This window comes from Qipengyuania atrilutea (assembly GCF_013370205.1).
Classification (GTDB): domain Bacteria; phylum Pseudomonadota; class Alphaproteobacteria; order Sphingomonadales; family Sphingomonadaceae; genus Actirhodobacter; species Actirhodobacter atriluteus.
Genome location: NZ_JABWGV010000003.1, coordinates 253,819 through 265,551, shown reverse-complemented (window position 1 = coordinate 265,551; position 11,733 = coordinate 253,819). Strand labels below are relative to the sequence as shown.

The window sequence follows — 11,733 nt, the reverse complement described above, 5'->3', positions numbered from 1 at the left end:
CCAATAATTGAAGGGGGTTAATCAACTTTTTACAGGGCCGAGTGCAATTGCAAGTCACCTAACACGACGGGGGATTACAGTATGACTTTTGCTAAATACGCCGCAGCACTTGCAGCGGCTTCGATGGTTCTGCCGACTACTGCCGCGCTTGCCGGCAAGAAAGACGAACACGTCATCGTCAACGAAGAAGTCGGCGTGCCCGTATTTCCCTACGATCTGACCGACCGGCCCTATGTCGTCCTCGGCCCGGTGAAGGCCGGCGTGCGCAAGGCCACGATCTTCAGCAAGGAGCCCTCGCAGGAGAAGATCTACAAGGAACTGTGGGAACGCGGCGAGAAGATGGACGCCGATGCGGTCATCAACGCGACCTACGGCGACAGCCACATGACGGCATTCAGCTGGGGCAAGACCAACGCGCTCGGCATCGCTGTGCGCTTCCTCACGCAGGCGGAGATCGACGCCGGCGCCGTCAGCGACCACGCACCGGCGCCTGAAGACTTCACCGAAGAAATGTTCGACGACGCGAACCAGGAGCGCGGCTAACACAAAGCATTCGTTGATAACGAAAAACCCCCCGGCATCGCTGCCGGGGGGTTCCCGCGACCCGGAGGCACTTGAATGCGCCTCTAGGGTGTTTGTTACCGATCAGTGATACTTGGCGTAGGTCAAGTCGAACCGGTCGGCATCCATCACTTTGGTCCAGGCAGCCACGAAGTCGTTCACGAACTTCCGCTCATTGCCGTCCTCGGCATAGACTTCGGCAATCGCGCGTAGCTGCGAGTTCGACCCGAAGACGAGATCGGTACGCGTCGCGCGCCACAGCTCGCTCCGGTCGCCGCGCTTGCGGCCGACGAATTCCTCGTCGCCGCTCTCGTCCACGACTTCCCACAGCGTGCCCATGTCGAGCAGGTTGGTGAAGAAGTCGTTGGTCAGCTTGCCCGGACGGTTCGTCAGCACACCGATGCTGGTTCCGTGCTCCGCGTGCTTCGACACCGCGCCGAGGACGCGCAGTCCGCCGACCAGCACGGTCATCTCGGGGATCGACAGGCCGAGCAGATTCGCCCGGTCCACCAGCATATCCTCGGTCTTCACCTGCGCCTTGGTCTTGAGGTAGTTGCGGAATCCGTCGGCGAACGGCTCCAGCGGCTCCCAGCTTTCGGCGTCGAAATGCTCTTCGCTCGCATCGCCGCGGCCGATCGTGACCGGAACGGTGATGTCGAAGCCGGCGTCCCGCGCCGCCTTCTCCACCGCGGCCGAACCGGCGATCACGATGGCGTCGGCCAGCGAGATGTCGCCGCGCAGTTCGTCGAGCTTGTCGAGCACCGGTCCCAGTTCTTCGGGATCGTTCACCGCCCAATTCTTGATCGCATCGAAGCGGATATGCGCGCCGTTCGCGCCGCCGCGGTGATCCGAATTTCGATAGGTCGAAGCCGAAGCCCACGCTGCCTTGACGAGCGAGGATATGGACAGACCGCTATCCAGAACCTTGTCCGCGAACGCCTGTACGACACTTTCGGACTGCTGCGTTCCGGCGGGGATCGGGTCCTGCCAGATCAGGTCTTCGGAGGGTACGTCGGGGCCGAGATAGCGGATCTTCGGTCCCATGTCGCGGTGCGTCAGCTTGAACCAGGCGCGTGCGAATGCGTCGTCGAGTGCAGCCTGATCGTCGCGGAACCGCTCCGAAATCTTGCGGTATTCGGGGTCCCGCTTCAGCGCCATGTCCGCCGTGGTCATGATGGTCGGAACCTTCTTCGAAGGATCGCGCGCATCAGGCGCCATATCGGCTTCTTCCGGATCGATCGGGGTCCACTGCTTCGCACCGGCCGGGCTTTCCGTCAGTTCGTATTCGTATTTGAACAGCAAGCGGAAATAGTCGTTGCCCCACTCGGTCGGGTTGGGCGTCCACGCACCTTCGATCCCGCTGGTGGTGATGTGGCCCTTGCCGATCTCTTCAGGATCGGTGAGCCAGCCGAAGCCCATCGTGTGAAGCGCTTCGCCTTCAGGAGCCTTGCCGAAAGTATCGGCCGGCTTCGCGCCGTGGCACTTGCCGAACGCGTGGCCCCCGGCGGTGAGCGCGACCGTTTCCTCGTCGTTCATCGCCATGCGGGCGAAGGTCTCGCGCATGTCGCGCGCCATGCCTTCGGCATCGTGCGGATTGCCGCCCGGGCCTTCCGGGTTAACGTAGATGAGACCCATCTGGATCGCGGCGAGCGGGTTCTCGAGCGCCTTGCCTTCGTCGGGCTGGATGCGCGTTTCCGCGCCGGTATCGACCCACTGCTCTTCCGTGCCCCAGTAGACCATTTCGGGCTCGAACACATCTTTGCGGCCGCCGCCGAAGCCGAACACCGGCCCGCCCATGCTTTCGATCGCCATGTTGCCGGTCAGTACGAAGAGGTCGGCCCAGCTGATGTGCTTGCCGTATTTCTTCTTGATCGGCCACAGCAGACGGCGTGCCTTGTCGAGGTTGCCGTTGTCCGGCCAGCTGTTGAGCGGAGCGAAGCGCTGCTGGCCGCTCGATGCACCGCCGCGGCCGTCGCCTGTGCGATAGGTGCCGGCTGCGTGCCACGCCATGCGGATGAAGAAGGGACCGTAATGGCCATAGTCGGCCGGCCACCACTCCTGGCTGTCGGTCATCAGCGCCTTGATGTCGTTCTTGATTGCCGCGTAATCGAGCGCGTTGAACGCCTCGCAGTAATCGTAATCTTCGCCCATCGGATCGGCGCTGCGGCCTTCGATGGTAAGGATGTCGAGCTGCAGCGCATCGGGCCACCAGTCGCGATTGGTACGCCCAAGCAGGTCGCGCATATCGCCGTTTCCGGTGAAGGGGCACCCGCCCGAAATTGAACCTGTCTTGGCATCCATCATCTGTCTCCTCGGAATTACTTATCTACGAGAGGTACTCTATGCTGCCCCTGCAATCGAGCCAAGCGGACAAAACCAGTCAGCCTTATCGGATGAGCCGATTAGTCTCGCAGCGTCGGTTCGCGGATTTTTCATAGTGCACCCTCATACTCCTAAAGCCCTCGTCCGCCTTGGGGTTCCGGTGGGTTTGCGCGAAGGCGCGCGAAGCGCTCTTGCCGGAAGGCGGTGTGCGCCGTAAGCGCCCGCCCATGAGCGAATTCACCAAAACCGCCGCGCTGATGAAACGCGGCACGGACTTTCTCGGCAGCAAATACGCGATCCTGTGCGGTGCGATGAGCTGGGTGTCGGAGCGTAATCTCGTCTCCGCGATCAGCAACGCAGGCGGCTTCGGGGTGATCGCGTGCGGCGCGATGACCCCCGATCTTCTCGATACGGAGATCGCAGAGACGCGCAAGCTGACGGACAAACCCTTCGGCGTGAACCTTATCACGATGCACCCTGATCTGATGGATCTCATCGGCGTGTGCGCAAAGCACGGGGTCGGGCACGTGGTACTGGCAGGCGGCATTCCGCCCAAGGGAAGCGTCGAGGCGATCAAGGCCTTCGGTGCAAAAGTCATCGTCTTCGCCCCCACCCTCGCCCTGGCCAAGAAGCTGCTCCGCTCCGGCGGGGATGCACTCGTCATCGAGGGCATGGAAGCGGGCGGGCACATCGGTCCCGTCTCGACCAGCGTGCTGGCGCAGGAATTTCTGCCTTCGCTATCCGAAGACCACCTCGTCTTCGTCGCTGGCGGGATCGGCCGGGGCGAGGCGATCGCGGGCTACCTTGAGATGGGCGCAGTCGGTGTACAGCTCGGCACGCGCTTCGCCTGCGCGGCGGAAAGCATCGCGCACCCGAATTTCAAAAAGGCCTTCTTCCGCGCCAGTGCGCGCGACGCCGTCGCCTCGGTGCAGGTAGATCCGCGCCTGCCGGTCATTCCGGTGCGCGCGCTCAAGAACAAGGGCACCGAGGCGTTTACCTCGAAGCAGCGCGAAGTCGCGGGCCTGCTCGATACCGAAGGCCTCGAGATGGCCGAAGCGCAGCTGCAGATCGAGCACTACTGGGCGGGCGCGCTGCGCCGCGCGGTGATCGACGGCGACATCGAGAACGGATCGCTGATGGCCGGTCAGAGCGTCGGAATGGTCAAGGAAGAGGAGCCAGCCGCCGCCATCGTCAGTTCACTGATGGAAGAGAGCGAGGCGGCGCTGACCCGCCGCTGATCAGACCTTCGCGTCCCGCTTGACGGTGATGACCTGCGGGTAGGTGAATTCCTTCAGACCTTCCTCGCCGTATTCCGCGCCGAAACCCGACTGCTTGTGCCCCCCGAAGGGCGCGAAGGGCGAAAGGTGCATATATTCGTTGATCCACACCGTCCCGGTTTCGAGCCGTTCTGCGAGCGCTACGCCGCGGTCCGTGTCCTTGGTCCATACCGCACCGGCGAGACCGTATTCGGAATTGTTGGCCCGCTCGACCGCCTCGTCCTCGCTCGAGAACTTCATCAGCGGCATCACCGGACCGAACTGCTCTTCGGCGACGATCCGCGCATCTTCGGGCGGATTGTCGAGAATAGTGATCGGCACGTAGTAGCCCGTGCCCGACGGGTCGCTGTGCTCCCCGCCGACGAGGAACTTGTAGCCGTTGTCCTTCGCATCCTGGATCAGTTCGAGCACGCGCTCGTACTGCTTCTTGTTCTGGATCGGGCCGACGCCGGTGCCCTGCTGCGAACCGTCGCCGACGACGATGTTCTTCGCATAGTCCGCGATCGCCCGGCTCAAGTCGTCGTAGATATCCTCGTGGATATAGACGCGCTTGGCCGCGATGCAGACTTGGCCGGCATTGGAGAAGCTCGACCAGAAGAGCTGCTCCGCAACCTTTTCGACGTCGGCATCGGGCAGCACGATGGAGGCATCGTTGCCGCCGAGTTCGAGGGTGATGCGCTTCAGGTCCGCGCTCGCGCCTTCCATGATCTTCTTGCCCGTCGCGGTCGAGCCGGTGAAGGTGATCTTGTCGATGTCGGGATGCTCGGTGATGAGCGGGCCGAGCGTGTCTTCGCCGGTAATGATGTTGACGACGCCGGCGGGCACCACGTCCTTGATGAGCTCGGCAATGCGCAGCGTCGTGAGGGGCGTGAAGGGCGACGGCTTCATCACGATCGTGCAGCCCGAAAGGATGGCGGGCGCGATTTTCTGCATCGCCATCATGACCGGGAAGTTCCACGGCACGATGCCGCCGACCACGCCCACCGGAACGCGGCGCGTGCGCGAGAGCCGGGTGTCGCTGTCTTCGTTGATGACATCGTCGAGCTTCAGCGTCGACTGTGCCGCGACCATGCCCGCAGCGCCGTAGATTTCGCCCTTGGCCTGACTGTGCGGCTTGCCCTGCTCGCTCGTCAACAGGCGGTAGAGCTCGTCCGCATTGTCCTTGATCGCGGCGGAGATCTGCTGGATGACCTTGCGCCGTTCGTCGATCGGCGTCTTCTTCCACGTGCTGAACGCATCGCGCGCGGCGGCAACGGCACGGTCGAGTTCGTCCTTGCCGCAGGCCGGGACGATCCCGATCACTTCCTCGTTGGCCGGATTGACGACTTCCATCGTCGCGGAGGTTTCAACCATCTCGCCGCCGATCAGATTGCGATAGGTGGTGGTCATCAGAAGTCTCCCATGTTTGTTTCGAAAGCGCTGTCCTTTGTGTCGTCACGTGGCCACTGCCGCGGCACGGCGCAAGCCCTTACTGCAATGGGCGGCGCGTCTCTTCGCTTGTCCAACAGGGTCCGAACGCATACGTCTGCACGCGGACGGGTGAGCTGACGAAGGGACGACGAAGCGATGTGCGATCAAGATCAAATGGCGCGATGGGCGAAAAATCTGAACCGGCGCCAGTTCGGCGTTCTCGGCGCGACCGGCGCACTCGCAGCGTGTACGGCGAACGGCGGCATGGACGATACGGACGCGGCAATGTCGTCTGGCTCCAGCGGACTAGTCGAGGACAACGTCAGCTTCCGCACCGCGGACGGAACGATGGATGCATTCTTCGTGCGTCCGGCTTCCGGACCCAGTCCGGCGGTGATCATGTGGCCGGACATCGCCGGAGTTCGCGAGGCGAAGCGCATGATGGCCCGCCGGACGGCAGCGGAAGGTTTCGCGGTCCTGCTCGTCAATCCCTACTACCGCGACGTGACCGGCGAGCAATTCGCCGACTTTGCCGAATTCGCCGCAGGCAACGGCTTTCAGAAGGTGAAGCCGTGGCGCGACAAGCTGTCCTCGCAGGCCATCATGCGCGATACGACCAGCATCGTGAACTGGCTCGACGCGCAGGAGCTCGTCGATACGGACGCGGGCATCGGCGCCGAGGGTTACTGCATGGGCGGTCCTTTTACGGTCTATTCCGCCGCGGCCGTTCCCTCGCGCGTCAAGGCGGCCGCCAGCTTCCACGGCGGCGGGCTGGTGCGCGATGATGCGGACAGCCCGCATAAGCTTATCCCGCAGACTGACGCGAGCTTCCTTTTTGCCATCGCGCAGGATGACGATGCCGAGCAGCCGGGAGCGAAGACCGCGCTGCGCGAAGCGGCCGAAGCGGCATCGCGCGATGCCGTCGTCGATGTGTACGCTGCCGATCACGGTTGGACCGTGCCGGACGCGCCCGCTTACGACCGTGCCGCGGCAGAACGCGCCTATGCGGCGAAGATGCGCCTTTACGATACGCTGTGAAGCGCGGCCTTGCGTGGGGGCGCCTGCACCGGTAGCTTCGCTGACAGGGACAATGATGGGGTGATGCGATGGGTTATGTCGTTCTAGGGCTGCTGGTATTCCTGCTACTCATATTCCTGCTGATGGCGGTGCGCGTCGTCCGGCAAGGCTACGTCTATACCATCGAGCGGCTCGGCAAGTTCACGCTTGCCGCAGAGCCGGGCTTCCACCTCATCATCCCGTTCATCGACCGCGTCGGTCATAAGATCAACATGATGGAACAGGTGCTCGACATTCCGGGCCAGGAGATCATCACGGCCGACAATGCGATGGTCGGGGTCGATGCCGTCGTGTTTTTCCAGGTGCTGGAAGCCGGTAAAGCAGCTTATGAGGTGTCCGGGCTGCAGAACGCGATCATGGCGCTGACGACGACCAACCTTCGCACCGTCATGGGCTCCATGGATCTCGACGAGACCCTGTCCAAGCGCGACGAGATAAACGCGCGCCTGCTGTCCGTCGTCGATCACGCGACATCGCCATGGGGCATCAAGATCACCCGTGTCGAGATCAAGGACATCCGCCCGCCGATCGACATCTCGGAAGCGATGGCGCGTCAGATGAAGGCCGAACGTCTGAAGCGTGCCGAAATCCTCGAAGCGGAAGGCGACCGCCAGAGCCGTATCCTGCGCGCCGAGGGCGAAAAGCAGTCTTCGATCCTCAAAGCGGAAGGCCAGAAGGAATCGGCTTTCCGCAATTCCGAAGCGCGCGAACGAGAGGCGGAAGCCGAAGCGAAAGCGACGCAGCTCGTGTCCGACGCCATCGCTTCTTCGGGCAACCAAGCGATCAACTACTTCATCGCTCAGGAATATACGAAGGCCGTCGGCAAGTTCGCCGACAGTCCGAATGCGAAAACCATCCTGTTCCCCGTCGAGGCGACGCAGCTGATCGGCTCGCTGGGCGGGATCGGAGAACTTGTTCGCGGCTCCTTCTCCGATGCCGGCGTTGTCAAGAGCGAAGACAGCGGTACCTCCATCGACGAGAGCCGCCAGCGGGCCAGCGTTCCGCGAACGCGCAGTTCGTGACGGAGCGCGGCTGAATGGACGAGTTCGGCGGTATCGACGCGCACTGGCTATGGGTCGCGCTCGGGCTTATCCTCGCCACGGCCGAAATGCTGATCCCCGGCGTGTATCTGCTGTGGCTTGCGCTGGCTGCGATCGCCACCGGCCTGCTGACCTATATGCTCGAACTGAGCCTGACAATGCAGGTCATCGACTTCGCATTTCTGTCGCTCATCATCGTGTTCAGCGTGAAGCGCTTCCTGAGGGATTCGCCGATCATTAGTTCCGACCCGCTGCTCAACAACCGCGGTGGCAGGCTCATCGGGCAGACGGCCGTGGTGACCGCGCCCATTACGCATGGCGAAGGCCGGGTACATCAAGGTGACAGCGACTGGACCGCGCGCGGACCGGACATGGACGTAGGCCAGCGTGTACGCATTACCGCGGTCGAAGGCACCATACTGCGCGTCGAGCCGCTCAATCTGCTAAAGAACGAGACCTCCTCGACCGTGATCGAGTCAGAGACGCGCCAAGACGATCAAAGCGCGTAATCGCCCTTCTCGCTGAACCGGCCGTGCTTGCGGTACCGGACCATCCACTTGTCCAGAAACAGGTCGAGCGGCCGCGGCTCGATACCGAGCTTCTCGATACCCGGATGCGCGCCCGACGGCACGTCGCCGTCCTTCAGCATCAACCACTGGTCGGTGCTCATCGGCGTACCGGGCATCATCGCAAACAGTTTCGAGACTGAATCTGGCAGCGGAATGAAATGCCGGTCGCGGCGCTGTGCTGCGGCGATCATGCGGTTGAGTTCCATCATCGTAACCGCTTTCGGTCCCGCTATCTCGTAAGTGTTGCCGCCATGCACCTCCGCATCGGCGAGCGCCACCGTCACCGCCTCCGCTGCATCGTCGACGTAGAGGAGTTGCAGCTTCGCGTCGGGCGCGAACACGGGAAGGACCGGGAAGGTCGAGATCAGACCCGCAAACATGTTCACGAACTCGTCGTCCTTGCCGAACAGCACCGGCGGGCGCAGGATCGTGGCCTCGGGAAAGGCATCGCGTATGAGGCGTTCGCCCTTGGCCTTAGCCCGTGCGTATTCAGCCTCGCCATTCGGATCGGCGGCAAGCGCGCTGATCTGGACGAAGCTTCGCGCGCCGGCCTCTTTTGCCTTCGCGGCGAGCCGGCCCGCGGCATCGCCCATCAGCAGTTCCATGCTGCCGCCGAATGCGCCGACCATGTTCACAACGCCGTGCGCCCCGGCGAGGCAGCGCTCGACGCTCTGCTCGTTCAGCAGATCGCAGCGCGCGAACTGCAATTGCCCCAGATTGGCGAGCGGCTTGAGCGAGAAAGCGTCCTCGGGATGACGGCTCGCGATCCGGAGGCGCGCCCCACGGTCGATCAGCGACTGCGCGACGTAATTGCCGAGAAACCCGCTCCCCCCGAACAGGACGATCAGCTTGTCCTGCAGTTTACCGCCTTGCGCCATATCGGCCTATATCCTTCAGCTTTGTGATACATGGTCCAATGCCGCATGACGGCCCTTGCCGCAAGCGTGCGGCACGCAGCTTTTCGGCCGGATCGTCAAAGCCGCCATTGACAGAATCGCGGCAAGACGCTTAACGCCGCGCTCCTGACCACGAACGGGCCGCCGAAGCGCACCGTTCGCACGGTGTGCCCAGATGGCGGAATTGGTAGACGCGCTAGCTTCAGGTGCTAGTATTCGCAAGGATGTGGAGGTTCGAGTCCTCTTCTGGGCACCATTTGTTCTTCTCACGTTCTCCCAAATAATCTATAAAACCCGCAGAAATCCTAGGGATTTGGCCCTTGGATCGTTCCGGATCGTCCCGCCTGTTCTCGGGGGTTCCAGACACTTTTGTGGGCCTTTTGAGGCCGTTTCGCAAAGGCCCAGATGAAAAGGCCCCCACATGCCGCTGACAGATACTCGCCTCCGCGCTCTCAAGCCCAAGGACAAACCGTACAAGGTAACCGATGAGCGCGGCCTATATGTCGAGGTCACGCCGACCGGCAGCAAGCTTTGGCGATTCCGATACCGGATCGGTGGTGCGCAAAAGAAGCTCTGCATCGGCAGCTATCCTGACATCAGCCTCAAGCAAGCCCGAGACGCAGCCTACGAGGCACGACGAGCTGTTGCTTCTGGGGGCGACCCGGCCTTTGAGAAGCGGAAGCGGAAAATCCGCGCCGAGTTCCTTTCTGCACAGACGTTCGAGGCAGTCGCGCGTGAATATATCGAGCAGATGATGGTCCAGAATGGCCGCGCCGATGGCACGATCGTCAAGGCCAATTATTTCCTCGACAAGCTTTCGCCTGCCATCGGTAACCGACCCATCCACGAGATCGAGCCGTTCGAAGTCCTGGCTCCTCTGAAACGACTGGAAGCCACTGGTAAGCACGAGACTGCGAAGAAATGCCGCTCGTTCGCAGGCCGCGTGTTTCGTTACGGTGTCGCTACCACCCGCTGCAAATCCGATCCGACCAGTATGCTGAAGGGCGCTCTCGTAACGCCGAGAGCCACGCATTATGCAGCAATCCTCGAGCCCACCGAGCTAGGCGGGCTGCTGCGCGCAATCGACGACTTCACTGGCTACATGGTGACCAAGTTTGCTTTGCAGATCGCGCCGCATGTGTTCGTACGTCCCGGCGAACTCCGCCACGCCGAATGGCATGAGATCGACCTGGTCGATGGGGTCTGGAAGATCCCTGCCGGTAAAATGAAAGCGCGCCGAGCGCATGCCGTCCCGCTGTCCAAGCAAGTTAGAGGTTATCTCACAGACCTGGCCGAGATGCTCGGCCGCGAAGGATATGTCTTCCCGTCTGCGCGCAGCTCCAAGCGTCCCATGAGTGAAAACACGCTCAATGCCGCATTTCGTCGCATGGGATATTCGAAGGAAGAAGTCACCGCGCATGGACTCCGGGCGACAGCATCGACATTCCTGAACGAGTCGGGCCTTTGGAATCCCGATGCGATCGAGCGTGCCCTGGCACATGGCGACAGCAATGTTGTGCGTGGCATCTACCATCGCGGCAAACATTGGGAAGAGCGCGTGCGCATGGCTCAATGGTGGAGCGACTACCTCGATGAGCTCCGGACAGGAGGAAAGGTCATCATGGGAAAGTTTGCGAATGGTTGATCGGAAGAACGAATTTCTTCTCAGCCAGTGCAGGATTGAAGGCTCAGGACGAGCCCTATCAGGGACACTGACGCGAGCAAGGCGAACTCAATTCTGATGCCCCAGACTTTAAGCCACTTCCGCATCGTGCTGAGCCTCAGTTCGCAGAGCTTTGGCAGCTAAGCTGATCGAACCGTTCAGCAACAGTCTTCCACGTTGCTATGCCTGCCTCGTCCCCTTCGTTGGAAAGTCGCTGGATCTGCTTTGCGATAAACGCGGCTCCCTCTTCGCCATGGTTCTTTTCGACCCAAAGTGCAACGGCCCACAATTCTTGATCGCGGTTCAGCACCATGGTTCACGTCGCCCGGTCCAGGTCCGCGCCAGCCCTTCGCTGACCAACTGATCGCCAAGCGAGCGGCCGCCGCGCGTTACGACCCGCAGTTTACGACCGTACTGATCCTCATCTCTGCTTCCGATGGTCCTCAGTTCAAAGGGTCCGCCATTGAGCAATTCGACAAGGCGATGCGTCGCGCGCATGCCGAGTTGGTATTCATAATCGCAACGAGGCTCGCTGATCTCTGGTGTATCGATGTCAGCAATGCGGATCTTTACGCCATCAAGCCAGAAGGTATCTCCATCCACGACGCATGTGCGCCGGACGGATCCGCAAATGTCGAATTGTGGGAAGCTCGCTTGCTGGAATAAAGTTTGAGGCTGCTGATCGTCGTTAGCAATGCTGGCATCATGGACTGGCCAGGTGAGTGCCAGCATCCCTCCAGCAAATACGATCGCGAATGCTCCCAATCCCAACGCGATCTCCTTTCTCAGCTTCCGGCGCTTCTGTGCCTTCAACGACTTGCGAAAATCGAACGGCTCACCGGGGGTCTCATTCACTAGCGTTGTCCGTTTTCATTCCGGCACATGATTTCAGACAATAGCCGGAAATCAGGCAGTTTC

The 11,733-nt window shown here is 61.7% G+C and carries 11 protein-coding genes and 1 tRNA gene; 7 read left to right on the top strand and 5 right to left on the bottom strand.

What is annotated here, in order from left to right; all coding sequences use genetic code 11:
* Positions 1-81: 81 nt before the first annotated feature.
* Entirely contained in the window at positions 82-543 is a 462-nt protein-coding gene (locus HUV48_RS09440) for a hypothetical protein (RefSeq protein ID WP_225871624.1), read from the top strand.
* A 102-nt stretch (positions 544-645) separates the two neighbouring features.
* On the opposite strand, the gene katG is transcribed toward HUV48_RS09440, so the two are convergent.
* The gene (gene katG, locus HUV48_RS09435) at positions 646-2,862 is read right to left on the bottom strand and encodes a catalase/peroxidase HPI (RefSeq protein ID WP_176267831.1); all 2,217 of its coding nucleotides are present in this window, start codon (positions 2,860-2,862) and stop codon (positions 646-648) included.
* A 248-nt stretch (positions 2,863-3,110) separates the two neighbouring features.
* Here katG and HUV48_RS09430 point away from each other — a divergent pair, with 248 nt between their 5' ends.
* On the top strand, positions 3,111-4,121 hold the full coding sequence (locus HUV48_RS09430; RefSeq protein WP_176267537.1) for an NAD(P)H-dependent flavin oxidoreductase: 1,011 nt from the start codon (positions 3,111-3,113) through the stop codon (positions 4,119-4,121).
* On the opposite strand, the gene HUV48_RS09425 is transcribed toward HUV48_RS09430, so the two are convergent.
* Positions 4,122-5,549, bottom strand: a complete 1,428-nt coding sequence (locus HUV48_RS09425) for an aldehyde dehydrogenase family protein (protein ID WP_176267536.1) — start codon at positions 5,547-5,549, stop codon at positions 4,122-4,124.
* 177 nt (positions 5,550-5,726) lie between these two features.
* On the opposite strand from HUV48_RS09425, the gene HUV48_RS09420 reads away from it, so the two are divergent.
* The 3 genes from HUV48_RS09420 to HUV48_RS09410 all read left to right on the top strand — a co-directional run bounded on the left by HUV48_RS09420 (position 5,727) and on the right by HUV48_RS09410 (position 8,196).
* Complete coding sequence (locus tag HUV48_RS09420) at positions 5,727-6,608, top strand: dienelactone hydrolase family protein (protein WP_176267535.1); 882 nt, start codon at positions 5,727-5,729, stop codon at positions 6,606-6,608.
* A 68-nt stretch (positions 6,609-6,676) separates the two neighbouring features.
* A complete protein-coding gene (locus HUV48_RS09415) occupies positions 6,677-7,669 on the top strand; it encodes an SPFH domain-containing protein (protein WP_176267534.1) in 993 nt (330 codons plus the stop codon).
* Between the two features lie 14 nt (positions 7,670-7,683).
* On the top strand, positions 7,684-8,196 hold the full coding sequence (locus HUV48_RS09410; RefSeq protein ID WP_176267533.1) for an NfeD family protein: 513 nt from the start codon (positions 7,684-7,686) through the stop codon (positions 8,194-8,196).
* Here HUV48_RS09410 and HUV48_RS09405 read toward each other — a convergent pair.
* Positions 8,184-9,134 (bottom strand): complex I NDUFA9 subunit family protein, encoded by a 951-nt coding sequence (locus HUV48_RS09405; protein WP_176267532.1) that lies wholly within the window; start codon positions 9,132-9,134, stop codon positions 8,184-8,186. The genes HUV48_RS09410 and HUV48_RS09405 overlap by 13 nt on opposite strands.
* 187 nt (positions 9,135-9,321) lie before the next feature.
* Here HUV48_RS09405 and HUV48_RS09400 point away from each other — a divergent pair.
* A tRNA-Leu gene (locus HUV48_RS09400) sits at positions 9,322-9,408 on the top strand.
* Positions 9,409-9,573: 165 nt separating this feature from the next.
* Positions 9,574-10,797: a tyrosine-type recombinase/integrase gene (locus HUV48_RS09395; RefSeq protein ID WP_176267531.1), complete on the top strand. Its 1,224-nt coding sequence runs from the start codon at positions 9,574-9,576 to the stop codon at positions 10,795-10,797.
* Positions 10,798-10,933: 136 nt separating this feature from the next.
* On the opposite strand, the gene HUV48_RS14685 is transcribed toward HUV48_RS09395, so the two are convergent.
* Positions 10,934-11,128 carry a DUF6961 family protein gene (locus tag HUV48_RS14685; protein WP_176267530.1) on the bottom strand — a complete coding sequence of 65 codons (195 nt, stop codon included), beginning with the start codon at positions 11,126-11,128 and terminating at the stop codon, positions 10,934-10,936.
* Positions 11,119-11,670, bottom strand: coding sequence for a thermonuclease family protein (locus HUV48_RS09385; RefSeq protein ID WP_176267529.1), 552 nt, complete (start codon positions 11,668-11,670; stop codon positions 11,119-11,121). Before HUV48_RS09385 ends, HUV48_RS14685 begins: the two co-directional genes overlap by 10 nt.
* Positions 11,671-11,733: the final 63 nt, after the last annotated feature.